The sequence below is a fragment of the Allobosea sp. CRIB-10 genome, assembly GCF_900112185.1.
GTDB lineage: Bacteria > Pseudomonadota > Alphaproteobacteria > Rhizobiales > Beijerinckiaceae > Allobosea.
Genome location: NZ_FOKP01000033.1, coordinates 17,929 through 40,774, shown reverse-complemented (window position 1 = coordinate 40,774; position 22,846 = coordinate 17,929). Strand labels below are relative to the sequence as shown.

27 protein-coding genes are annotated in these 22,846 nt (G+C 67.6%); 13 read left to right on the top strand and 14 right to left on the bottom strand.

Features of this window, described 5'->3' with window-relative positions:
* The first annotated feature begins 62 nt into the window (after positions 1 to 62).
* From BMZ69_RS27865 to BMZ69_RS27855, 3 genes are all read left to right on the top strand, one after another.
* Positions 63 to 1,118 carry an aldo/keto reductase gene (locus BMZ69_RS27865; protein WP_092163118.1) on the top strand — a complete coding sequence of 352 codons (1,056 nt, stop codon included), beginning with the start codon at positions 63 to 65 and terminating at the stop codon, positions 1,116 to 1,118.
* An 88-nt stretch (positions 1,119 to 1,206) separates the two neighbouring features.
* Entirely contained in the window at positions 1,207 to 1,785 is a 579-nt protein-coding gene (thpR, locus tag BMZ69_RS27860; protein WP_092163116.1) for an RNA 2',3'-cyclic phosphodiesterase, read from the top strand.
* Between the two features lie 2 nt (positions 1,786 to 1,787).
* Positions 1,788 to 2,090, top strand: a complete 303-nt coding sequence (locus BMZ69_RS27855; RefSeq protein WP_092163114.1) for a 4a-hydroxytetrahydrobiopterin dehydratase — start codon at positions 1,788 to 1,790, stop codon at positions 2,088 to 2,090.
* Positions 2,091 to 2,244: 154 nt separating this feature from the next.
* Here BMZ69_RS27855 and BMZ69_RS27850 read toward each other — a convergent pair whose 3' ends face one another.
* The 3 genes from BMZ69_RS27850 to BMZ69_RS27840 form a co-directional block, all read right to left on the bottom strand.
* Positions 2,245 to 3,429 carry a GNAT family N-acetyltransferase gene (locus BMZ69_RS27850; RefSeq protein ID WP_092163113.1) on the bottom strand — a complete coding sequence of 395 codons (1,185 nt, stop codon included), beginning with the start codon at positions 3,427 to 3,429 and terminating at the stop codon, positions 2,245 to 2,247.
* A 2-nt stretch (positions 3,430 to 3,431) separates the two neighbouring features.
* Positions 3,432 to 4,085, bottom strand: a complete 654-nt coding sequence (locus BMZ69_RS27845; protein WP_092163112.1) for a DUF6875 domain-containing protein — start codon at positions 4,083 to 4,085, stop codon at positions 3,432 to 3,434.
* Positions 4,086 to 4,179: 94 nt separating this feature from the next.
* Positions 4,180 to 4,854 carry an RluA family pseudouridine synthase gene (locus BMZ69_RS27840; RefSeq protein WP_244543583.1) on the bottom strand — a complete coding sequence of 225 codons (675 nt, stop codon included), beginning with the start codon at positions 4,852 to 4,854 and terminating at the stop codon, positions 4,180 to 4,182.
* Between BMZ69_RS27840 and BMZ69_RS32235 the strand changes: the two genes are divergently transcribed.
* Genes BMZ69_RS32235 through BMZ69_RS27830 form a run of 3 tightly spaced genes read left to right on the top strand, consistent with a single transcriptional unit; the run spans position 4,765 to position 6,781 of the window.
* Positions 4,765 to 4,998: a hypothetical protein gene (locus BMZ69_RS32235; protein WP_244543586.1), complete on the top strand. Its 234-nt coding sequence runs from the start codon at positions 4,765 to 4,767 to the stop codon at positions 4,996 to 4,998. The genes BMZ69_RS27840 and BMZ69_RS32235 overlap by 90 nt on opposite strands.
* The gene (gene ftsY / locus BMZ69_RS27835) at positions 4,995 to 6,164 is read left to right on the top strand and encodes a signal recognition particle-docking protein FtsY (protein ID WP_092163109.1); all 1,170 of its coding nucleotides are present in this window, start codon (positions 4,995 to 4,997) and stop codon (positions 6,162 to 6,164) included. Before BMZ69_RS32235 ends, ftsY begins: the two co-directional genes overlap by 4 nt.
* Entirely contained in the window at positions 6,161 to 6,781 is a 621-nt protein-coding gene (locus BMZ69_RS27830) for a septation protein A (protein WP_092163096.1), read from the top strand. Before ftsY ends, BMZ69_RS27830 begins: the two co-directional genes overlap by 4 nt.
* 158 nt (positions 6,782 to 6,939) lie before the next feature.
* Here the strand turns inward: BMZ69_RS27830 and BMZ69_RS27825 are convergent, their stop codons facing one another.
* Entirely contained in the window at positions 6,940 to 7,725 is a 786-nt protein-coding gene (locus BMZ69_RS27825) for an SDR family NAD(P)-dependent oxidoreductase (RefSeq protein ID WP_092163095.1), read from the bottom strand.
* Positions 7,726 to 7,896: 171 nt separating this feature from the next.
* Here BMZ69_RS27825 and BMZ69_RS27820 point away from each other — a divergent pair, with 171 nt between their 5' ends.
* Complete coding sequence (locus BMZ69_RS27820) at positions 7,897 to 8,277, top strand: YkvA family protein (RefSeq protein WP_244543579.1); 381 nt, start codon at positions 7,897 to 7,899, stop codon at positions 8,275 to 8,277.
* 138 nt (positions 8,278 to 8,415) lie between these two features.
* Here BMZ69_RS27820 and BMZ69_RS27815 read toward each other — a convergent pair whose 3' ends face one another.
* Positions 8,416 to 9,387: an NADPH:quinone oxidoreductase family protein gene (locus tag BMZ69_RS27815; protein WP_092163094.1), complete on the bottom strand. Its 972-nt coding sequence runs from the start codon at positions 9,385 to 9,387 to the stop codon at positions 8,416 to 8,418.
* Between the two features lie 255 nt (positions 9,388 to 9,642).
* Between BMZ69_RS27815 and BMZ69_RS27810 the strand changes: the two genes are divergently transcribed.
* The 3 genes from BMZ69_RS27810 (at position 9,643) to BMZ69_RS27800 (ending at position 12,031) form a co-directional block, all read left to right on the top strand.
* Positions 9,643 to 10,239 (top strand): hypothetical protein, encoded by a 597-nt coding sequence (locus BMZ69_RS27810; protein WP_092163093.1) that lies wholly within the window; start codon positions 9,643 to 9,645, stop codon positions 10,237 to 10,239.
* Between the two features lie 80 nt (positions 10,240 to 10,319).
* Positions 10,320 to 11,543 carry a dual-specificity RNA methyltransferase RlmN gene (gene rlmN / locus BMZ69_RS27805; RefSeq protein ID WP_092163092.1) on the top strand — a complete coding sequence of 408 codons (1,224 nt, stop codon included), beginning with the start codon at positions 10,320 to 10,322 and terminating at the stop codon, positions 11,541 to 11,543.
* Positions 11,543 to 12,031, top strand: a complete 489-nt coding sequence (locus BMZ69_RS27800; RefSeq protein WP_092163091.1) for a hypothetical protein — start codon at positions 11,543 to 11,545, stop codon at positions 12,029 to 12,031. The genes rlmN and BMZ69_RS27800 overlap by 1 nt, the downstream gene beginning before the upstream one ends.
* Here BMZ69_RS27800 and ggt read toward each other — a convergent pair whose 3' ends face one another.
* A complete protein-coding gene (gene ggt / locus BMZ69_RS27795) occupies positions 12,032 to 13,792 on the bottom strand; it encodes a gamma-glutamyltransferase (protein WP_092163090.1) in 1,761 nt (586 codons plus the stop codon).
* A 193-nt stretch (positions 13,793 to 13,985) separates the two neighbouring features.
* Between ggt and BMZ69_RS27790 the strand changes: the two genes are divergently transcribed.
* From BMZ69_RS27790 to BMZ69_RS27780, 3 genes are all read left to right on the top strand, one after another.
* Entirely contained in the window at positions 13,986 to 14,552 is a 567-nt protein-coding gene (locus BMZ69_RS27790; RefSeq protein ID WP_244543582.1) for a LemA family protein, read from the top strand.
* Between the two features lie 95 nt (positions 14,553 to 14,647).
* Positions 14,648 to 15,478 (top strand): TPM domain-containing protein, encoded by an 831-nt coding sequence (locus tag BMZ69_RS27785; protein ID WP_092163076.1) that lies wholly within the window; start codon positions 14,648 to 14,650, stop codon positions 15,476 to 15,478.
* Position 15,479: 1 nt separating this feature from the next.
* Entirely contained in the window at positions 15,480 to 16,088 is a 609-nt protein-coding gene (locus BMZ69_RS27780; RefSeq protein ID WP_092163074.1) for a TPM domain-containing protein, read from the top strand.
* A gap of 7 nt (positions 16,089 to 16,095) precedes the next feature.
* On the opposite strand, the gene BMZ69_RS27775 is transcribed toward BMZ69_RS27780, so the two are convergent.
* From BMZ69_RS27775 to BMZ69_RS27740, 8 genes are all read right to left on the bottom strand, one after another.
* The gene (locus BMZ69_RS27775) at positions 16,096 to 16,848 is read right to left on the bottom strand and encodes a DUF1223 domain-containing protein (protein WP_092163072.1); all 753 of its coding nucleotides are present in this window, start codon (positions 16,846 to 16,848) and stop codon (positions 16,096 to 16,098) included.
* A 68-nt stretch (positions 16,849 to 16,916) separates the two neighbouring features.
* Positions 16,917 to 17,852 (bottom strand): lipid A biosynthesis lauroyl acyltransferase, encoded by a 936-nt coding sequence (locus tag BMZ69_RS27770; RefSeq protein WP_092163149.1) that lies wholly within the window; start codon positions 17,850 to 17,852, stop codon positions 16,917 to 16,919.
* Positions 17,853 to 18,005: 153 nt separating this feature from the next.
* On the bottom strand, positions 18,006 to 19,028 hold the full coding sequence (locus BMZ69_RS27765; protein ID WP_092163070.1) for a zinc-binding dehydrogenase: 1,023 nt from the start codon (positions 19,026 to 19,028) through the stop codon (positions 18,006 to 18,008).
* Between the two features lie 13 nt (positions 19,029 to 19,041).
* Entirely contained in the window at positions 19,042 to 19,326 is a 285-nt protein-coding gene (locus tag BMZ69_RS27760) for a type II toxin-antitoxin system RelE/ParE family toxin (protein ID WP_092163068.1), read from the bottom strand.
* Positions 19,323 to 19,574 (bottom strand): CopG family ribbon-helix-helix protein, encoded by a 252-nt coding sequence (locus BMZ69_RS27755; RefSeq protein ID WP_092163066.1) that lies wholly within the window; start codon positions 19,572 to 19,574, stop codon positions 19,323 to 19,325. Before BMZ69_RS27755 ends, BMZ69_RS27760 begins: the two co-directional genes overlap by 4 nt.
* A 103-nt stretch (positions 19,575 to 19,677) precedes the next feature.
* Positions 19,678 to 20,424 (bottom strand): SDR family NAD(P)-dependent oxidoreductase, encoded by a 747-nt coding sequence (locus BMZ69_RS27750; protein WP_092163057.1) that lies wholly within the window; start codon positions 20,422 to 20,424, stop codon positions 19,678 to 19,680.
* Positions 20,421 to 21,704, bottom strand: a complete 1,284-nt coding sequence (locus tag BMZ69_RS27745) for a beta-ketoacyl-ACP synthase (protein WP_092163055.1) — start codon at positions 21,702 to 21,704, stop codon at positions 20,421 to 20,423. Before BMZ69_RS27745 ends, BMZ69_RS27750 begins: the two co-directional genes overlap by 4 nt.
* An 11-nt stretch (positions 21,705 to 21,715) precedes the next feature.
* Entirely contained in the window at positions 21,716 to 22,846 is a 1,131-nt protein-coding gene (locus BMZ69_RS27740; RefSeq protein WP_092163053.1) for a beta-ketoacyl-ACP synthase, read from the bottom strand.

The window sequence follows — 22,846 nt, the reverse complement described above, 5'->3', positions numbered from 1 at the left end:
TTCCGCCATTTTCTCGTCATGCGCAGCGTGCCCCGGCGCGCTCGCCGCCGGAGCCTTTCGCCATGGACTACCGCCGTCTCGGCCGCACCGACCTGAAGGTCTCGGCGATCTGCCTGGGTACGATGACCTTCGGCCAGCAGAACACGCAGGCCGAGGGCCATGAGCAGATGGACTACGCGCTCGACCAGGGCGTGAACTTCTTCGACACGGCCGAGCTCTATTCGATTCCGCCGAAACCGGAGACGCAAGGAGCGACCGAGACGATCATCGGCAGCTGGTTCAAGGCACGCGGCAATCGCGACAAGGTGATCCTGGCCTCCAAGATCGTCGGCCGCTCCAGCAATGACTGGTTCCGTGACGACAAGGGGCCGACCCGGGTCAACCGCAGGCAGGTCGAGGAGGCCGTCGACAAGAGCCTGAAGCGGCTGCAGACCGACTATATCGACCTCTACCAGATCCATTTCCCCGACCGGCCGATGGCCTGGGGCTCGAACCCGACGCGCTTCAACCAGGCGGCGTTCTCGCGGGCCGAGGACGAGACGCCGTTCGCCGAGCAGCTCGACGCCTTCGCCGGCATGATCAAGGCCGGCAAGATTCGTCATCTCGGTCTCTCCAACGAGAGCGCCTGGGGCACGATGAATTTCCTCGCCGAGGCGAAGGGAGCCGACCGGCCGCGGGTGCAGTCGATCCAGAACGCCTACAACCTCTTGAACCGGACCTTCGAGACGGCGTTGGCCGAGATCGCCATGCGCGAGCAGGTCGGGCTTCTCGCCTATTCGCCGCTGGCCCAGGGCTATCTCTCCGGCAAATATCTCGACGGCGCCCGGCCGGCGGGCACGCGCACGACGCTGTTCGACCGCGGTCAGCGCTACCAGACCGACGGCGCGGAGGACGCGATCAAGGCCTATATCGCGCTCGCCCGTGAGGCCGGGCTCGATCCGGTGCAGATGGCGCAGGCCTTCGTGACCTCGCGCTGCTTCGTCACCTCGAACATCATCGGGGCGACCAGCATGGACCATCTCAGGACGGCGATCGGCTCGGCCAAGGTCGCGATCTCGCCTGAGCTCGAGGCGAAGATCGACGCGATCCATCAGCGGGTCGGCAACCCTTGTCCATGACGGGAATGCAGAGCCGGCTTGTGAAGCGCTGCTGACGGTGCGAGGCTGCCGTCTCGCCAGAGTCACAAATGCTTGGCACTGATTCGTCATGCCTAGGCTGTTCACCGCGCTAGAGATTCCCGCCGAAGTCGCCTCGGCCCTGACGCTGCATCGCGGCGGATTGGTCGGCGCCCGGTGGATCGAGCCTGCCGACTATCACGTCACCTTGCGCTTCCTCGGCGATGTCGACCGGCGCATGGCCCATGACGTCGACAGCTTCCTCAACGATGTCGGCGGCGAGCCGCTGATGATCACGCTCGACCAGCTCGGCAGCTTCGGCGGCGACCGGCCACGCGCGGTGTTCGCGCGCGTCCAGCCCTCTCCGAAGCTGAACGAGTTGCAGGCCGAGCTGGAGCGATTGATGCGGCGGCTGGGTCTGCCGGCCGAGTCGCGCAAGTTCACGCCGCATGTGACGCTGGCGCGCCTGCGCGACGTCTCGCCGGTCGATGTCGCGCATTATCTTGCTCTGCATCCGATCGTGCGGCCGATCAGCTTCACGGCGCGGCGTTTCGCGCTGATGTCGTCGCGCGATTCGATCGGCGGGGGGCCTTATGTGCTGGAGGCGGCCTATCCGCTCGGCCTGTCCTATCCCAATCGGCCGAGCGGCGCGGTGTCGCAGCGGAGGTGATGATGGGACATGATCGTCCGAAGCGCCTGAGCCCCGAGGCCCGCAAGGAGGCGCTCTCGATCCTGACCGGCTGGACGCTGGCCGAGGGCCGCGAGGCGATGAGCAAGCGCTTCGTCTTCCGCGATTTCAACGAGGCCTTCGGCTGGATGAGCCGGGTCGCGCTGCTGGCGGAGAAGCTCGACCATCATCCGGAATGGTCGAACGTCTACAAGACGGTCGAGGTGACGCTGACGACGCATGACGCCGGCGGCCTGACCGAACTCGACGTCAGGCTGGCGCGCGCGATGGACGCGATGGCGAGCTAACTCGATCATGTTGAATGTGGCTCCGGCGTTCCTTTGCCGTCATTGCGAGCAAAGCGAAGCAATCCAGAGGCGGCAGAGCTCTACGTCCCCCTGGGTTGCTTCGCTGCGCTCGCAATGACGATGGGGCGGACGAGAAGGCCGCTGGCATACTGCCCTAACTAGGGCTTGCCAGACGCCGGACCCAGGCCGCCGGCAGGCGCTTGGCGATCGCCTTCAGCGTCGGGCGCAGATGCGGCAGGGCGAAGTCGCAGGCGAGCTGGCCGCGCCAGCTCAACGGCACGGTGAAATCGCGCACCGGCACGGCCCCGTCGGCATGGTCCTGTTTGTAGGGATCGGCCGGCGCCAGGAGATCGAAGATCGCGTTGCCACGCGCCCTGGCGCTGGCGAAGGCGTGGTGGACAAGCACCCGGCCGAGGCCTTCTCGCTCGAAGGCAGGGTCGCTGGCGATGACATGGCCGAAACTGCGGCCCTTGCAGTCGAAGGACAGGTCGATCCCCACCGGCCGGTGATCGCAGGTCACGACCGAGAGGCGCAGGCCGGTATCGTTCCCTTCGTCTGCGGCGAGTGCGGCGAAGAAGTGCCCGAAGCGAGGGTTCGAGACCGCAGGGGCGACGATGCCGTGCTGGACGAGCGATTCCCGCTTCATCGCGACGGCCTGCTCGGCCAGCATGCCGGCTTCTGGCCCGGGCCCGACTTGGGCGAAGGTGACCTGGCCGCGCTCGGACAGTCGGCGCAGGCGGCGGCGATAATTGGAGCGGTCGCGCGCCGGATAGGCGAGGCTCGGCCCGTCAGGCGCGACCCGCAAGGCGAGGTCGGCGAAGGGCGCCTCCTGATTGACCACGGGAGTGGCGACCCCGAGCCGACTGCAATGGCCGAGCGCCGCATCGGCGCGCACCAGCCGCAGTTCGACCAGATCGATGCCATGGCGACGCAAGGCCTCCCAGCCACGTTCCAGCCAATGCTCGCGCTTCGGGCCGGGCTCGATCAGGACGTCGCCGAACTGGGCCACCGGCGCGCCCATCAGCCGGACCAGCTCGAGACCGAGGCGACGCCGACGCTCCAGCGGCCAGAGCATGACCAGGCGCCCCGCCTCGCGCCCTATGACGAGGCAGAGGCGATCATCGGCGGCCAGATAATGGTCGCACCAATGGCTCAGGAAGGCATGGCGCTGGAAAAGCTGATGCGGCAGGCCGGCGCGAGCGAAAAGCGCGTCCCATTCCGGCTTCAGGGCGAGGAAGGCGTCGCGGCCGCCCAGAATCTCGACGGAGAAGCTTGCCGCTACCTCGCTGCCAGGCGAGGGCCATCCTTCCGAATCCCGGCGCATCGGCTTGGCGGGCATGCTCAGCCCTGACCGCGGAGGTGGTCGATCAGGCGCTTGGCCCCGGCCAGGCGGAACTTCGCGAGATAGGGCGCGAGCAGCAGCGGATGCCGGGCGGCAAAGGGGGCGTCATGCTCGACCATATGACGGATGGCGAGGACCGGCAGCGGCGCGCGCAGGGGCCTGAAATCGCGATTCCACAAGCCCGGCGCGTCGGAGCCTTCGTACATCAGCCCGATCATCCGGCCGCGTGAGAGCGAATAGAATTTGTGGCGCTTCTGGATGCTTTGCAGCATGGCGACGCCGCGCTCACCGGCGCAATTCGGAAAGCCGACGATGACGGTCCGGAAGTGCACCATGGCCGGTTTGCAGGGAATGGCGTCGAGCGCGCCAAAACTGCCGCGGATCAGGGCGAAGGCACGCTCCTCCTCGTCGGGCCCGGCCCCGCAGATGGCGAGTCGCGCGGTGTCGATCCGTGCGGCCTGGCGCGTGAAGGGGCAGACGGCGCCGGTGCGGCCGAGATCGGGATGCTCGCGCATCAGATAGGTCTCGACCCAGCCGAGCAATGTGGCGAGAGGCACATTCGCTTCCGGGCCGGAGACGATATCAGCACGCGCCTGCGCGAAGGTCAGTAGCGCATCGCGCGCTTCCGCCGTTCTCGCCACCTTGTCCAGCATGAGAAACCCCGTGGGCCACTGCAACCGGGGATAGCAGACGCACCTTAGGGAATGGTTGACGAGGTCTTGTCGTCGATCACGGCGGCGTTAGGGTTTAGGAAAGCTTATCGTCGGCGGCCCAGCCGCAGGCCGCGAGCGCCGCGTGCATATGGGGTGGCGGCACCGCTTCCACCCGTATCGGCTCGCGCTTGGGATTGAGCGGAATCGCGATGCTTTGTGCATGCAGATGTAGTCCCGGCCCACCGGATCGCGGCGCGTTGCCGTAGATCTCGTCGCCAAAGATCGCCCCGAAACTGGCGGCGCAGTGTACGCGCAATTGATGTGTGCGGCCGGTCAGCGGGTCGAGCGCCAGCCAGGCGAGCTGAATCCCGTCCAGGCTACCGCGGCCGAGCACGCGGTAGCCTGTCTGTGAAGGCAGACCTTTCGGGTCCGGCTTCATCCACCAGCCGCGCTCGGGCGAGCGCTTCGCCAAGGCCAAGTCGATCAGTCCAGCGTCCTCGGCTGGGCCGCCTTCGACGATCGCCCAATAGGTCTTCTCGATCCGGCCATCGCGAAAGAGCTGATTGAGCTGCGCCATGGCGCGCGGATGCCGGCCGAGCACCAGACAGCCCGAGGTGTCCTTGTCGAGCCGATGGGCAGCCTCGGGCCGGCGCGGCAGCCCGAAGCGCAGGGCGTCGAGATGATCGGTCAGCACCGGGATGATGCGGCCTTTCGCCGCCGGCCCGCGATGGACGGGAAGCCCGGCCGGCTTGTCGATCACGAGCATCATCGCGTCGCGGTGCAGGACAGCGAAGGGCAGATCGTCCTGCGAAAAGGCTGGTCGCTCGGGGCTGGTCATGGCATTGCGCTAAACCAAGACTTCACCGCCATGCAACCCGAAGCTCGCCGCTCGCAGCGGCAGGACGCGCGATGAGCGAGACCGAACCGAAGAAACGTGGCTTCTTCTCGAAGCTGTTCGGACTGGACCAGCCGGAGCCGCCAAGGCCCCCGGAACCGGCGCCCGCTCCCCTGCCCGAGCCACCAGCCGAGCCTGTCGCCGAAATCGTTCCCGAGGCTGAGCCGGAGGCACAGGTCGCGCCGGAGATCCCGCCTGACGAGAGCCCGCCGCTGCCGATTGCGCCGCCGGAGCCCGCGCCCGAGCCGGTCCAACCCAAGCGCAGCTGGTGGCGCCGGCTGCGCGACGGGCTGTCGCGGACATCCTCGGCGCTGACGACCGGGATCAGCGACCTCTTCACCAAGCGCAAGCTCGATGCGGCGACGCTGGAGGACCTGGAAGACATCCTGATCCAGGCCGATCTTGGCCTCGCGACCTCCGCCCGCATCGCCAAGGCGGTCGGCGAGGGCCGCTATGACAAGCAGATCGAGCCGGAGGAGGTGAAGGCGATCCTGGCCCGCGAGGTCGAGGCGATCCTGACCCCGGTCGCCACGCCGCTTGCGATCGATGCCACCAAAAAGCCGTTCGTGATCCTGATGGTCGGGGTCAACGGTTCGGGCAAGACGACGACGATCGGCAAGCTTGCGGCCAAGTTCCGGGCCGAGGGCAAGTCGGTGATGCTGGCGGCGGGCGACACGTTCCGTGCTGCGGCGATCGAGCAGCTCAAGGTCTGGGGCGAACGGACCGGTGCGCATGTCGTCGCTGGTCAGCAGGGCGCCGATGCGGCCGGCCTCGCCTTCGAGGCGCTGCAGAAGGCGAAAGCCGAGGGCACCGATGTGCTGCTGATCGACACGGCCGGGCGGCTGCAGAACAAGACGGGGCTGATGGACGAACTGGCCAAGGTGGTGCGGGTGATCCGCAAGCTGGATGCAGAGACGCCGCATGCGGCGCTGCTCGTGCTCGACGCCACGGTCGGCCAGAACGCGGTCAGTCAGGTCGAGGCCTTCCGCGAGACCGCCGGCGTCACAGGGCTGGTGATGACCAAGCTCGACGGTACGGCGCGCGGCGGCATTCTCGTCGCGCTGGCGGCGCAGTTCGGCCTGCCCGTGCATTTCATCGGCGTCGGCGAGAGCGTCGACGACCTCGAACCATTCTCGGCGCGCGATTTCGCCCGCGCCGTGGCAGGACTGGGAGAAGCGGCATGAGCGAGACGGCGGCGAGCCCGAACGGGGCGAAACCGATCAATCCGCTCGTCAAGCTGGCGCTGGAATTCGGGCCGCTGGCGGTCTTCTTCTTCGTCAATTCCTATGGCGACCGCTGGTTCGGCGTCGCCGAGGACCGGCGCATCTTCGTCGCCACCGGCATCTTCATCGCGGCCTCGCTGATCGCGCTGGCGCTGTCGAAGATCGTGATGAACCATCTGCCGCGCATGGCGATCGTCAACGCCGTGGTGGTCACGGTCTTCGGCGGGCTGACGCTGGCGCTCGACGACGCCTTCTTCATCAAGGTCAAGCCAACGATCGTGAACACGCTGTTCGGCTGCATCCTGCTCGGCGGGCTCTATTTCGGCCGCTCGCTGCTGGCGCTGGTGCTCGACAGCGTGCTGCAGCTCGACGAAGAGGGCTGGCGCAGGCTGACCCTGCGCTGGGGGCTGTTCTTCTTCGTGCTGGCGGCGCTGAACGAGGTGGTCTGGCGTACGCAGACGCAGGATTTCTGGGTCGCCTTCAAGGTCTGGGGCGTGATGCCGCTGACCATGATCTTCGCCCTCGCCCAGACGCCATTGATCCTCAAGCACGAGATCAAGCGCGAGGGTGTGGAGTAAAGTCCTTCCGCGCTGCCATTCCGGGGCCTCGCAAAGCGAGGAAGCCGGAATCCAAGACTGGCTTGCGCGCTGTCGATCTCGCGATGATGGCCTCGCCCGGTCGTGGGTTCCGGGTTCGCCGCGGCGCGGCGCCCCAGAATGACAGGTGTGGCGCAGCCCTATTTCGGCGCCAGCCGGATGGCGCCGTCGAGGCGGATTGCGGTGCCGTTCAGCATGTCGTTCTCGACGATGCTTTTCACCAGCGCGGCATATTCCGAGGCCCGGCCGAGGCGCGAGGGATGCGGCACCGAGACGGCGAGCGAAGCGCGGGCCTCGTCCGGCAGACCGGCGAACATCGGCGTCTCGAACAGGCCGGGCATGATCGTGACGATGCGGATACCGACACCCGCGAGGTCGCGCGCGACCGGCAGCGTCAGGCCGACGACGCCGGCCTTGGAGGCGGCATAGGCGGCCTGGCCGATCTGCCCGTCCTCGGCGGCGACGGATGCCGTGCAGACGAAGACGCCGCGGCTGCCATCCTCGGTGATCGGATCGAGCCCGGCGAGCGCCACCGCCGATTTGGCGATCACGCGGAAGGTGCCGGTCAGGTTGATCGCGACCGCCTTCTCGAAGGTGGCGAGGTCATGGGCGACGAGCTCGCCGGTGTCGCGCTTCTTCGAGACGACGCGGCGGCCCGGCGCAATGCCGGCGCAGTTGACGACGACACGGGCGACGCCATGGGCGGCGCGGGCCTTCTGCAGGGCGGCATCGACCGAGGCCTCGTCGGTGACGTCGCAGGCGCAGAACAGACCGCCGATCTCCCTGGCGATGGCTTCGCCGCGCTCGGCGTTGAGATCGAACAGGGCGACCTTGACGCCGTGGCCGGCGAGCATGCGGGCCGTGCCCTCGCCGAGGCCGGAGGCGCCGCCGGTGACGATGGCGGAAATGGAGGAGTCGAGCTTCATGGCGTCCCCTGATCTTTTGACATTGCTGAATGGGGTTTAGAGGCGTGATGCTCGCCATCCAAGAGGGTTGGACGTGCGATTCTGAGTCGATCCCTTGTGCAGCCCTTCATGCGGGGCCACATTTTTGCGTCGACGGCGGGCTAGAGGAAAGGCGCGCCCAGGGAGAGATGGATGACTGACAGCTTCGGCTTCGGACAGCGTTTCACTGCGGAAGAAATGGCGGCGATCCGCAAGAGCCTGCGCGACGAGGCCCGCTTCGGCTCCGAGTTCATCGGCCGGCTGAAGCGGGTGGCCAAGCGCATCCCCTTCGCCGAGGACCTGCTCGCCGCCTGGGTCTGCACGCGCGACCCGTCGACGCCGCGACGCGTCAAGCTGACGCTGCTGGCGGCGCTCGGCTATTTCGTGCTGCCGCTCGACGCGATCCCCGACGTGATGCCGCTGCTCGGCTTCACCGACGATGCCGCGGTGATCGCGGCGGCGCTCGCCGCCGTCGCCGGCTCGATCACGCCGCAGCATCGGCAGAAGGCCAAGGAGATGCTGACGGATCTGTGAGCGTCTTCCAACTCTGTGGTCATCCCGGACAAGCGGCGAAGCCGCGATGATCCGGGACCCATTCCTGAGACTTTCCGATAAAGGTTCCGGAATGGGTCCCGGGTCTCCGCTTCGCTCCGCCCGGGACGACCCAGGAGTTCAGGGAACCAGGACCACCTTGCCCTGGACCTTGCGCCCGGCGATCAGCGCCAGCGCTTCGGCGGCCTGCTCCAGCGGGTAGGCGCCATGGACATGGGCGCGGATCTGCCCGGCGGCGGCCCAGGCGAGCAGGCGCTCCATATTGGCGCGGTGGCCGGCGGGATCGCGCCGGACGAAATCGCCCCAGAACACACCGCGCAGGTCGCAGCCCTTCAGCAGCAGGAGGTTGAGCGGGATTTTGGGGATCTCGCCGCCGGCAAAGCCGACGACGAGATAGCGCCCGCCCCAGCCCATCGAGCGCAGCGCCGGCTCGGCGAGTGCGCCGCCGACGGTGTCGTAGAGCGCGTCGAGACCATCGGGAGCAAGGCGCCGCAGGCCGGCCCGCAGGTCGTCGGCCGCATAATCCAGTCCCTCCGCCGCGCCATGCTCGCGAGCGAGCGCCAGCTTCTCCGGCGAGGAGGCGCAGGCGATCACCTTTGCGCCCAGCAGGGCGCCGATCTCGACGGCGGCGAGGCCGGCGCCACCGGCGGCGCCGAGAATGGCGAGACTCTCGCCCGGCTTGATATCGCCGCGCTGGATCAGCCCGTGCATGGCGGTACCATAGGTGACGAAGAGGCCGGCGGCTTGATGATCGCTGAGCTTGTCGGGAATCCGGATGGCGGCCTCAGTGGGAACCACGACGATCTCCCGGGCCGCGCCATGGCCGAGCCAGGCGGCGACACGCTCGCCGATATGCCAATCCGTGACACCTTCGCCTACTGCGCTGACCATGCCGGCGCATTCGGCGGAGGGCGAGAAGGGCAGCGGCGGCTTCACCTGATAGCGGCCCTGGATCACCAGAGTGTCAAAGAAGTTGAGCGCCGCGGCGCTGACCCGGATCGCGATCTCGCCCGGTCCGGGCGTCGGTTCGGGCAGGTCGCGGATCACGAGATTCTCGGCCGGGCCAAGGGCTTCGCACAGCAGCGCCTTCATCGATGCTTCATCCTCATCCGGCTGGTCCCTTCGCAGCTACGCAAGGCTGGCATAGCCGGATGCCGAACGGAACCGGGCATGAGCTCTCCCTAAACTATTGAAGGAGAAGGCGTCGTCCGATTAGTGCGCCGGCAGCGGGCGTTCGCATTTTCGCCAGGATCGTGACATTCTATCCGTCGCGCTGCGTCAATCCGGATCGCCGATCCCGCGCATTCTCCATTCGGCGTTAACGTTTTTGTTGGTTACTGGCGATCCATGATTCGCATTTCGGCCCCCTCTTCCGCCCGCCGCCCGTTCCTGGCCGCCGCCCTGCTCGGCCTGGCGGCCCTGACCTTTGCGGCCGCCCCGGCGCAGGCCCAGCGCGCCAGCAGCAAGCCGGCGCCGGCCAAGACCGCCGCGACCGGCGGACAAGGCCAAGCGCTGCTGCTTGAAAGCGCCGGCAAATGGCAGGCCTTCTCCTCGCAACAGGGCCGCACCAAGATTTGCTATGCTTTGTCCAAGGCCGAGAGCCGCTCGCCCGCCAATCTCAAGGATGTCGAAGGCCTGCTGTTCATCTCCAGCCGCCCGGGCGAGGGCGTGCGCAACGAGATCAGCCTCGTCATGAATTTCGACCTCAAGGAAGATGTCGAGCATCAGGCGATCATCGGCAGCGACCGCTTTGCGCTGGTCGCCAAGGGCCAGAATGTCTGGCTGAAGAATCCGGCCGAGGAAGGCCGCATGCTCGATGCGCTGCGCAAGGGCTCCGGGCTCGAGATCAAGGGCACCTCGAAGCGCGGCAATGCGACCAGCGACAAGTATTCGCTCGCCGGCATCTCGCAGATCGTCAAGCGGGCCGAAGAGGCCTGCAAGTAAGATAATTTCGCGATTGGCCGCCGCTATGCTATGAGGCGGCCAATTCCGGGCGGGATGCGCCCGCTGCGAGCCGAGTTCCGATGAATCCCTCTGTTGTTGAAGCCGCCCCTCCGGCGGCCGAACCTGTTGTGCGACGGCCCTCGCTGGCCGGGCGCACGCGCGCCGGCCTGGATGCGGCGCTGGCCGAGATCGGCGTTCCCGAGAAGGAGCGGCGCATGCGCGTCGGCCAGCTCTGGAACTGGATCTACCATTACGGCGTCCGCGACTTCCAGGAGATGACGACGATCGGCAAGGGTCTGCGCGCCCAGCTCGCCGAGCATTTCTCGCTCGACCTGCCCGAGGTCACCGCCGAGCAGGTCTCCAGCGACGGCACCCGCAAATGGCTGTTGCGCATGGCCCCGACCGGTCCGCGCGACCGCGGCGCCGAGATCGAATGCGTCTATATTCCCGAGGTCGATCGCGGCACGCTCTGCGTCTCCAGCCAGGTCGGCTGCACGCTGACCTGCACCTTCTGCCATACCGGCACGCAGCGCCTCGTCCGCAATCTGACGACCGAGGAGATCGTCACGCAGCTGATGGTGGCGCGCGACCGGCTCGGCGACTTCCCGAACCGCAGTGCGCCCGATGGCGCTTTCGTTCCGAATGATGGCGGGCGCTTCGTCTCGAACATCGTCTTCATGGGCATGGGCGAGCCGCTCTATAACTTCGACGGCGTCCGCGATGCGATCGGCGTGATCACCGACGATCAGGGCCTGTCGCTCGGTCGTCGGCGCATCACGGTCTCGACCTCGGGCGTGGTGCCGCAGATCGGCCCGCTCGGCGACGAGATGGGCACGATGCTGGCGATCTCGCTGCATGCCGTGCGCGACGACCTGCGCAACGAGCTTGTCCCTCTCAACAGGAAGTACCCGATCAAGGACCTGCTCGACGCCTGCCGGAATTATCCCGGCCTGTCGAACGCAAAGCGGATCACCTTCGAGTATGTGATGCTCAAGGGCGTCAATGACAGCGACGCCGAGGCGCGCGAGCTGGTCCGCCTGCTCAAGGGCATTCCGGCCAAGATCAACCTGATTCCGTTCAATCCCTGGCCCGGCACCAAATACGAGTGCTCGGACTGGGAGCGGATCGAGCGCTTCTCCGAGATCGTGTTCAGGGCCGGCTATGCCTCGCCGGTGCGCACGCCGCGCGGTCGCGACATCCTCGCGGCCTGCGGCCAGCTCAAGAGCGAGACCGAAAAACTCTCGGCCCGGGCCCGGCTGATGCTGGAGCAGGGCGAAGTCGACGCTGCGGCGGCCGCGCACTGATGCTGCGCTGGCTGCTGCTGATCCCGTTCGCGCTGCTCTTCGCGGTCGGCTCCGGCCTGGTCGCGCTGATGATCGCCGGCGTCGCCTCGCCCGATCTCGGCCTGCTGATCGGCGGCGGCTTCGAGCGTCTGCTCGCGGCGCTGTTCGACCAGGCCGAGCGCGGCTTCGATCCCGGCCCGACCGCCGAGGCGGCGTTTTCGCTGCTCGGCCGGCTCGGCTTCGCCATCCTGGTCCTGCCGGTGGTGCTGGTCGCGATCGCGTCCGAGCTCTTCCGTTTCCGCAGCGGCCTGATCCAGAGCGGCCTCACCGGCCTTCTGGCCGCGATCCTGCCACTCGCCATGCTCGGCATGGCCAGGGCGCCGAGTGCCGGCGAGATGCAGGTCGTGTCGGCACTCTTCCTGGTCGGTGCCGCCACGGGCTTCGTCTACTGGCTGATCGCCGGGCGCGGGGCGGGCGGCGAGCCGAAAACGCCGCCGCAGCAGGTTTGATCAGTCCCCGATCGCGACGCCCTCGCGCCTGCCATCGGCACCGCCGAGATAGCCTTCCGGCGTCTTGATGATTGCCTGGATGCCCGAGGTCATTTCGATCAGCCTGACTTCATGGCCCTTGGCCTCCAGTGCGGCCTTCCAGCTTTCTGCCTCGGTCCCCTTTTCCAGCTCGGTCGGGCCATTGCGGTTGCCGAAATTGGCGAGATCGACGGCGCGCTGCGGGTCCATCTTCCAGTCGAGCAGGGCGACCAGCGTCTTGGCGACATAGCCGATGATCTGGCTGCCGCCGGGCGAGCCAGTGACGGCGTAGAGCCGGCCGAAGGCATCGAAGACGATGGTCGGGGCCATAGAGGAGCGCGGGCGCTTGCCGGGCTCGACCCGGTTGGCGACCGGCTTGCCGTCTTCCGACGGGGCGAAGGAGAAATCGGTCAGTTCGTTGTTGAGCAGGAAGCCGCCCTTGGTCATCAGGCGCGCGCCGAAGCCGTCCTCGATCGTCGTCGTCATCGAGACGGCGTTGCCGGCGGCGTCGATCACCGAGATATGGCTGGTGCCGTTCTCGACGCCGTCGGACGGCGCGAACAGGAAGGCGCGCTTGTTCGGCGGGGTGCCGGCACTGGCCTTGGCCATCGCCTTGTCCGGGCTGATCAGCTTCGCCCGCTCGCGAATATAGTCCTCGTCGATCAGGCCGAGGGTCGGGACGCTGACGAAGGCGGGGTCGCCGAGATAGAGCGCCCGGTCGGCGAAGGCGAGCTTGCCGGCCTCGGCGAACATATGCGCGGCTTCAGCGCCCGGGCCTAGGCGGGCGATGTCCTTGGTCGCCAGCATGCCCAGGATCTGCTGCACGGCGACGGCGCCCGAGCTCGGCGGGCCCATGCCGCAGAGCGTATAGACGCGATAGCGGCCACAGACCGGCGCGCGCTCCTCGACCGTGTAGGCCTTAAGGTCATCAAGGGTGATGTCGCCGGGATTGGTCGCGTGGCCGGTCACCGTCGCAACGATGTCCTGCGCGATCGCGCCCTCATAGAAGGCGTCGGCGCCGCGCCCGGCGATGGCGCGCAGCGTCGTGGCGAAGGCCGGGTTCTTCAGCACGGTGCCGACCGGCTTGGGCTTTCCGTCCGTCTCGTAGAAATAGGCGGCGGCGCGGGCGTCCTTGCCGAGATTCGTCTCCTGTGTAAGGAGACCGTTGAGGCGTGGCGAGATGGCAAAGCCCTCCTCGGCCAGCTTGATCGCCGGGGCGAAGACCTCGGCCCAGGGCAATTTGCCCCAGCGTTTATGCGCCTCCTCGAGCAGCCGGACCGTGCCGGGCACGCCGACCGAGCGGCCGCCGACGACGGCGTCGACGAATTTCATCGGCTTGCCGTCGGCGCCGAGGAAGCGCTCGGGTTTGGCCGCCTTCGGCGCGGTCTCGCGCCCGTCGAGCGTCGTCAGCTGGCGGCCGGCCTCGTCCCAATAGACGAAGAAGGCGCCGCCGCCGATGCCGGAGCTCTGCGGCTCGACCAGATTGAGCACGAGCTGGATCGCGATCGCTGCGTCGGTCGCGCTGCCGCCGGCCCGCAGCATCTCGCGGCCGGCCGCGGCGGCGAGCGGGTTGGCGGCAGCAGCCATGTAGCGCTGCGCCGTGCCGAGGGCCTTGGCAGTGCGGCCGGTGGCGGCTTCCGGCGCGGGCGCCATGGTCTGGGCCGGGGCTGCGGTTGCGGCGGCGAGCCAAAGGCTGACGGCAACGACCGAGCGGGTGCCGAATGCGGACGATGTAAGCGTCATGGTCCACTCCTTTTCCTCGATCGCGAGACTAGCGCGCTTGCCGACCTGCGCGCCATGCTTGCGGCGCTGGTTTGATCTGCCGGACGGCGCGGCTATGGTCGCAGCCTGATTTGTTCTGCCAAGTTGTCCTGCCAAGCCGAAGGGGTTCGTCATGGTGCTCGTGCAGTCTCCGGCGGTTCGCCGTCCCCTCGTCATGCTGCTGGTCGGGCTGTTCGGCCTCGTCCTGGCGGGCTGTGGCTACAACAACGTGCCGACGCTGGAAGAGAAGGCCAAGGCGGCCTGGGGCGAGGTGCAGAACCAGTATCAGCGCCGCGCCGACCTGATCCCGAACCTTGTCGAGACGGTGAAGGGCTATGCCCAGCAGGAGCGCGAGGTCCTGACCCAGGTGATCGAGGCGCGCGCCAAGGCGACGCAGGTCAAGGTCGATGCCTCCACCATCACCGACCCCGCCAAGTTCAAGGAGTACCAGGACGCGCAGAACCAGCTCAGCGGCGCGCTCGGGCGGCTTTTGGTGACGGTGGAGCGCTATCCGGAGCTCAAGTCGAACCAGAATTTCCTGGCGCTGCAATCGCAGCTCGAAGGCACCGAGAACCGCGTCGCGGTCGCCCGGCGCGACTACATCCAGGCGGTGCAGACCTTCAACACGGAGATCCGCACCTTCCCGGGCGTGATCTGGGCTCGCCTGTTCTGGGGCGCCAAGCCGATGGAGAGCTTCTCGGCGACGGCAGGAGCGGAGCGCCCGCCGGCGGTGAAGTTCTGAGCGTGTGATCCTCCGTGGTCCGGGTCTCTGCAGCCGTCGACGTGCCGTCATTCTCGGACGGAGCGAAGCGTAGGTCCGAGAATCTCGATCAGGAGATGCTCGGGTCAAGCCCGAGCATCACGGCCTTCATCCGGCTCGCTGTCCTGCTCTTCTGCCTCCTTTTCCCCCTCATCGCCGCCGCCGCCGAGCCGAACTATCCGGCGCTGACCGGCCGTATCGTAGACAACTCGAACCTCCTGAATGCGGAGGCCTTCAGCCGCATCGAGCAGAAGCTCAAGGCCCATGAGGAGAAGACCAGCGACCAAGTCGTGGTAGCGACGCTCCCGTCTTTGCAGGGCTATCCGATCGAGGACTTCGCCAACGGCCTGTTCCGGGCCTGGAAGCTCGGCGACAAGGCCAAGAACAATGGCGTGCTGCTCATCGTCGCGCCGAATGAGCGCAAGGTGCGCATCGAGGTCGGCTACGGGCTGGAAGGCGCTCTGACCGATGCGCTCTCCAAGGTGATCATCACCACCGCGGTCGCCCCGAAGTTCAAGAACGGCGATTTCGCCGGGGGGATCGAGGGCGGCGTCGATGCGATCCTGTCGATCCTGACCGGCGATGCCGAGGAATGGCAGCGACGCGCCCAGATCCGCAGCGACGAATCCTCCTGGGTCGAGACCGCCGCGGTGATTTTCGTCATGATCATGGTGTTCATCCTGATCGTGAGCTTCATGCGGGAGCTCGGCCGTTCCTCCGGCGGGGCGCGCCGGCACCGGACGCGGGACGGGCGCTGGATCGTGCTGCCGCCTTCCGGCGGCTCGGGCTGGAGCGGTGGCTCCTCCTCGGGCGGCTGGAGTTCTGGCTGGGGAGGCGGCTCGAGTTCGGGTGGCTTCTCAGGCGGCGGTGGCTCGTCCGGCGGCGGCGGGGCTTCAGGGGATTGGTGAGATGCTGAATTCCGACGATCGCGACGCCATCGCCGATGCGGTGCGCGAGGCTGAACGGCAGACCTCCGGCGAGATCGTCGTCGTCGTCGACCGCGCCTCCGGCAGCTATGTCGCGGTGCCGCTGGTGCTGGCGCTGGCGCTCGCGCTTGTCGTGCCCTGGCCGTTCCTGCTGATCACCAATCTGAGCGCGGCGAGCATCTTCCTGGCCCAGTTGATCGCGGCGGCGCTGCTGCTTGCGGCCCTGCTCTGGTATGGGCGCGGCGGACGTTTCGTCCCCGGTTTCGTCAAGCGTCGGCAGGCGCATGAGACGGCGCTGCGCGAGTTCACAGCGCGTGGGCTGACGCTGACGCGCGGCCGTACCGGCGTGCTGCTCTACATCGCCCTGCAGGAGCGCTATGCCGAAGTGGTCGCCGATGCCGGCATCTCGGCCAAGGTCGATGGCGAGGCCTGGCAAAGAATCGTCGAGCCGCTGCTCGCGGCCGCGGCGCAGGATACGTTGCGCGAGGGGCTGATCGCGGCGGTCCGCGATGTCGGCGCCGTGCTCGCGGCCCATGCGCCGCCGGCTGCCGACGATGTCGACGAGCTGCCCAACAAGGTGGTGATTCTGTAGAGGTCGTCTATTTGGCCGGGCCGCGGGCGGCGCCGAGGATTGCGCTCTGCCGTGCATAGGGATCGCCCTGGACCAGCACGACATAGGAATCGGCCTTGGCGGCTGAGCGGACGGTCTCGATCGGGACGGTCAGGGTCGCAGCCTCGCCCTTCCACTCGCCGATCCGGCTGATGCCGCGCACGACATTGGCGTAGGTCACGGTCTTGCCGCTGTTCTCGCCACGCTCGATCGGCACGGTCGCGGTGCGGCTGACCTGCAGCAGCAGGACCACGGCCGGCTTTTCGCCGGTGAACGGGGCCGTACCCAGGTTGATGCGCAGCGCGCCGTCAGCCTCGGCGAGATCGATCTTGACCGGGAAACCGTCCTTGCCCTGCTCCTTGACGAGCTTGTCGATGCCGCCCTTGTCGGAGCCGACGATATGAGCGGCACCGTTGACAACGGCCTGGGGCGTATAGATCTGGCCGTCGCCGCGCGCCTTGGCATAGAGCTTCTGGCGCTTGCTGAAGACCTCCTGGCCGAGGGTGTCCTTCCAGCCGAGATAGTCCCAATAGGTCACCGGCAGGGTCAGCGTGATCAGCCTGGGGTCCTTGGCGAGCTCGGTGAAGAGCGCATCCGCGGCCGGGCAGGACGAGCAGCCCTGGCTGGTGAAGAGCTCGACCACTGCCCTGGGCTGAACCGCTGGCTGCTGGGCATGCGCCGGGGCTCCTGCGAGGAGCAGGAGAGCAGCGGCGGCAGCGATGTTGCTGATGTGGCGGACCATCTTTCGAACTCGACGCCTGTATAGAAGCAGGCGGTTACCAAAAGCGCTACTCTCCACTCAATTGGAAATCACGTTGCCTTGAAAACAGGCTTCTGGACCGGCTGATCGCGAAAACGTGCCAGCGCCTCGGCGCCGATCAGGTTGGGGCGCCAGCGCCGGTGCATCCAGAGCCATTGCTCGGGGTGCTCGCGGACCCAGCCATCGACCACGGCGGTCATCATCGCCATGGCGTCGGTGACGTCGATCTCGCCATTGGCGTCCCGCGGCAGGTCGAGCGGCGGCGTCAATTCGATGCGGAAGCGCCGGTTCGGCAGGCGGATGACGCGCACGCCATGCACCGGGCACTCGAAGCGGCGGGCGAACTTGCCGAGGATCGGATTGGTCAGCGCCGGCCGCCCGAGGAAGGGCACGAGGACGCCGCGGGTGAAATGCTGGTCGATCAGCATGCCGAGATGGCCACCATTCTCCAGGACGCCCTGCATGGCGAAGGCGGCGCCCTGCCTGGCGGCGGCGAGGCCGCCCATGGCGCCGGAGCGGATTTCGTGGACGACGGCGGCGATGGCCGGGTCGTTGGGGGCGCGGAAGACGGCGGTGGTGTCGAGGTCGTAGGTGGCGGCGCAGATCGCCGGCAATTCCCAATTGCCGAGATGGGCGGAGAAGATCAGCCCGGGCTTGTCGTCATCCTTCAGCGCGATGAAGTGCTCGATGCCGACGACCTCGATCCGGCCGTTCGGGTCGGGGTTGTGGTAGTCATAGTCGAACAGCGTCTTGAGATGGGCGTATTCGGCGACTGTGCGGCCGAGATTCTCCCAGCCGCCGCGAACGAGGCGCTTCGCCTCGGTGTCGTCGATGCCGGGGAAGGCGGCGCGGACATTGGCGTATGCGACGCGGTTGACCGGGATCAGCGGGCTGACGCTGCGCAGCAGCCAGCCGCCGAGATCGGAGGCCCGCTCCGGCCCGAGCGCGCGCAGGAAGGCGAAGATCGCGCGGATCAGCCCGATCATCAGCGCAGCGCCGATGCGCGTCGCGAATTGCTTCAACTGCTTCAATATCCCAGCCCGGTCCGCCGGCGCAGCGTCCGGAGGGACCTCGCCATCGCGGCGCGACTTGCGGGATTGCGGCCGGCGCGTCAAGTCGCGCCGGCTCCAAGGGCCCGATCAGAGCGTGACGATGACCTTGCCGAAGACCTTGCGGCCCTCGATCCGGGCGAGGCCCTTTTCGAACTCGGCCAGCGGGAAGACCGAATCGATCACCGGCTTCATCCCGGCTGCCATCTTCTCCAGCGACTGCGCGATGTTCTCGATCCGGCAGCCGAAGGAGCCGGTGATCCGGTATTGCTGCTGGAAGAGCTGCATCAGATTCATCGTCGTCGAGGCGCCCGAGGTGGCACCGCAGGTGACGAGCCGGCCGCCGCGCTTCAGGCAGAGCAGCGAGCCGTTCCAGGTGTCGGCGCCGACATGCTCGAAGACGACATCGACGCCCTTGCGCTTGGTCAGGCGCCGGACCTCGCCCTCGAAGCGCTCGGTCTTGTAGTTGACGACGAAATCGGCGCCGAGCGCCTTGGCCTTTTCGCCCTTCTCGTCGTCGCCGACGGTGGTGTAGACGGTGCAGCCGATCGCCTTGGCCATCAGGATCGCCGCCGTGCCGATGCCGGAGCCGCCGGCATGGACCAGCACCGATTCACCCGGCTCCAGCTTGGCATTGTCGAACAGCATGTGCTGGACCGTGCCGAAGCCGATCGGCGCGCAGGCAGCCTCCTCGAAGGAGACACCCTTGGGCGCCTTGATGACGAGGCGTTCGGGCCGGTTGATCAGCTCGCGGGCGAAGCCGTCGATATGGAAGCCCATGATACCCGCGACGTTCTCGCAGAGATTGTCGCGGCCTTCGCGGCAGGCCTTGCAATGGCCGCAGGTCTCGGCGCCATACATGGTCACCGTATCGCCTTCGCGGAAGCGCGAGACGCCCTCGCCGATCGCGACGACCTCGCCGGCGGCCTCGACGCCCGCCGCCTGCGGCATCTTGCGCTTGGCGAAGGCCATGCCGCGGAAGCCCCAGAGATCGAGATAGTTCAGGCCGACGGCGCGGACGCGGATCTGGACTTCGCCGGGAGCGGGCGGCGGCGGGGGCTCGATCTGTTCGAGGCGGAGGTCGCGATCGCCATGGAGCTGGAGCGAGAGCATCGGTCTTGGTCTTTCAAAGCTGGTCCGGCCATTGCCGGGAGGCATGCAGGACCGCGAGGATTTCGACGCGCCCGTCGCGGACGCGATAGGGAAGGATGTAACTGGTGCCGGCTACCACGAGTTCGCGGGTTTCTTCTACCCGCCCGGACCTGCCGCTATGCGGATAATCGACGAGTTGAGCTGCCGCAGATCTGAGCCGACGGACAAGCGCGAGCGCTGCTGGCGGGCTGAAGTCAGCGACATAGCGGGCAATGTCGCGGAGATCAGCCTTGGCTCGTGCAGTCCAGACCAGCTTCATTTGGCGGAGTCGATACGCGCCTGCAGCTCGGCCTCGATCGCATCGAGCTCTTCCTCCGTGGCGAATTCACCGCGATCGGCCTGGGCGATGCCTTCCTTGATGTGAGCAATCTGCCAGGCATTGAGCTCGACGTAGTTTTCGATCGCCTTGGCGGCGAGCCAGTTGCGCGAGCGATCTGTGTCGGCCGCCAAAGCATCGAGCTTGGCGAGCGTCTCGTCGTCGAGGCGAATGGTGAAGGCTGCCGTCATGATGGTTCACTCCGGTTCACAGTGAACATAGGCAGTTCATAGCGCGACGCCAAGCGCTGGGCGTTTACCATGTTTCACGTGAAGCGCTGGAGCGCTGGAGCGCTTAGCGATGTACGCCGAGATGGGCGGTCAGGCCGCCATCGATCGGCAGCACCGTGCCGGTGATGTAGGCGGCCGGCGGGCTCATCAGGAAGGCGGCGAGGCCGGCGACCTCCTCCGGCCTGGCGAAGCGGCCGGCCGGGATCTGGCCTTCCATCTTGTCGCGATAGGCGGCGTAGGGCGCCATCATGTCGGTGTCGACGAAGCCGGGCGCGATCACGTTGACGGTGACGCCGCGCTTAGCCGTCTCGACCGCCAGCGTCTTGGCATAGGAGATCAGCGCGCCCTTGGACGCCGCATAGGCGGCGTTGCCGGGATTGCCGCGCAGCGCCGCGACCGAGCCGATCGCGACGATGCGGCCGGCTTTGGTGCGGATCATGCCGCGCATCAGGCTCTTGGCGAGGCGAGTGAAGGCCCAGAAATTGACCTGCATCGCCGCTTCGGCCTTGTCCTGCACCAGCATGGCGGCGAGCGTGTCATAGGGCTGGCCGGCATTGTGGATGAAGCCGAAATAGCTCTCGCCCTCGACCGTCTCGCAGAAGGAGTCGAGCGCTGGCTTGTCGGAAAGGTCGAGCGGCAGGGCGCGCACAATTCGGCCGGCCGCGGTGTCTGTGATCTCGGCGGCGAGGGCCTGCGCCTGCTCGCCCGAGGAGCGGTAGGTGAAGTCGACATCATGGCCATCGGCCACGAGCGCCCGGACGATCGCGGCGCCGACGCCCTTGGCGCCGCCGGTGACGAGGACCCGGGTCATGCCGCCGACGGCCCGGCGGTCAGGACGAGGCAGGTGTTCTGGCCGCCGAAGCCGAAGGAGTTGGACAAAACGGTGCGGACCTTGGCATCGCGCGCTTGGTTTGGAATGACGTCGAGCGCGATCGCGGGATCGGGCGTGTTGTAGTTGATCGTCGGCGGGATGCGGCCATTGGCGATGGTCATGAGCGAGATCACCGCCTCGACCGCGCCGGCCGCCGTCAGCGTGTGGCCGAGCATCGACTTGTTCGAGGAGATCGGCAGTTTCGCCATGCGCTCGCCGAAGACGGCCGAGCAGCTCATCGCCTCCATCTTGTCGTTCTCCGGCGTCGAGGTGCCGTGCGCGTTGATGTAGTCGACATCATCCGGGGTGAGACCGGCGTCGGCGAGGGCGTCCTGCATGGCGAGGATTGCCGGCTTGCCGTCCGGACTCGAGCGGGTGCGGTGGAAGCCGTCACCGCGCTCGCCACAGCCGGCGACAATGCCGAGGATGGTCGCACCACGCGCCAGAGCGTGGTCGTAATCCTCCAGCACCAGCGCGCCGGCGCCCTCGCCCATGACGAAGCCGTCGCGGTTCTTCGAGAACGGCTTGGCGGCGGCTTCCGGCGGGTCGTTCTGGGTCGATAGCGCCGAGAGCAGCGAGAAGCGGATCAGCGCCTCGGCATGAACCGAGCCATCGGTGCCGATGCAGAGCGCAGCCTCGGTCTCGCCGCGGCGGATCGCCTCGACGCCCATCTGGATCGCGGTCGCGCCCGAGGAGCAGGCGGTCGAGAGTGAGATCGGCGAACCCTTGGTGCCGAACTTCTCGGCGATGTGCTCGGCGACGCCGCCGAACAGGAAGAGCTCGTGCATCGCCTGATGCTTGTGGCGGGCGGCGACGCGCAGCAGCGCGTCGTAGTCGGCATCGCCATCCACCGCCTGCGCCAGTTCCTGCTTCTGCGGCCATTCCATCTCGACCGGAGGGACCGCCATGAAGAGCTCACCCGGGAAATCGCCGGCCTCGCCGAGACCGCTCTGCGCGACCGCTTCCTCGGCGGCGAGCGTGGCGAGCTTCTCGGAAAGCTCGGGGGCAGAGACGGAGCCGTCAAACAGGAAGTCGACGGTCGCGGCGATGGTGGTGCGCAGGCCGTCAGTCGGGAAGCGGTCGATGCGATGGATGCCGGAGCGGCCCGCGGTCAGGGCCTCCCAGTTGGCATCCTTGCCCTGGCCGAGCGAGGTGACGATACCGAGGCCGGTGACGGCGACGATCGGCCGGCCCTGGCTGTCGCGATGGCTTGCACCCATGACGCCTCTCCTTAAGCCTTGACCAGACGGGCAGCGCCCTCGCCGCGCCAATGCGCGGCGCCGGTGACGATCGCCTCGTTCGCGGCGCCGGTCGAGAGCGCGGCGGCCGCCAGCGCGACGGAGACCGGGAAGGCGGCTTCGAGGGAATGGCCGACGAGGTCGCCGGTCGCGATCCGGCGCGCTCCTGGCGCTGCCTTGGCGATCGCGGCGGCTTCTTCCTCGGTGATCCCTGCGCAGCCGGTCGCGGCCGAGATCGCGAGTGGATCCGATGCGAGTGGGCCGAAGCCGGCGAGCATCTCGTCGAGCGCCTTGGCGACGGAGCCCGGCTGGCGCCGGCTGCGATGGGCGCTCGCTTGGCTGAGGCGGGCGTGGGCCCTGGCGCCGCGCGCCGCGGCGCGCTCGGCTGCCTCAAGCACGAGAAAAGCGCCGGCGCTGCCGGTGATGATGCCGGGAACATCGCTGCGCGCGAAGACGGGCGCAAACTCCGCCGCGCGCAAGAAGCCGCCGAGCTCTAGCAGCAGCAGCATGTCGCGCCGCTCGGCGTTGTAGGCGCCGCCGACGAGGATGATGTCGGCCTGGCCGGCCGCGATGCGGGCGCGGGCGGTGCGGATGGCGTCGACGCCGGCCTGCTCCTCGCCCATCAGCGTGCGCGAGGCGCCGGTGATGCCGTGGACGATGCCGATATTGCCGGCGAGCAGGTTGGAGAGCTGGGCCAGGAACAAAGTCGGCCTGAGATCGCCCATCAGCCGCTCGTTCAGGAAGGCGCCCGGCTGGTTGGCGTTGCGCAGGCCGGTCAGGATGGCGGCGTCGACGGCATGGTCGCGCTCGCCGCCACCGGCGGCGACGATGACCTGGAGCTGGCTCTTGGCCTCGGCATCCTCCTTCAGTCCGGCATCGTCGAGGGCAAGGCCGGCGGCATAGACGCCGAGGCGCTGCCAGGGCTCCATCTGGCGCTGGTCGGACTTCTTCGGAATCTGCCTGTCGAGCTCGAGCGGCTTCAGCGGATGCAGCGGATAGGGCGCGAAGCTCGTGACATCGACGACGGGAGCGGCATTGGAGGCGATCGCCTGCGCATGCGTCTCGATGCCCTCGCCCAGGCTGGAGGCGAGGCCGATGCCGGTGATGACGACGTCGCGGGCCAT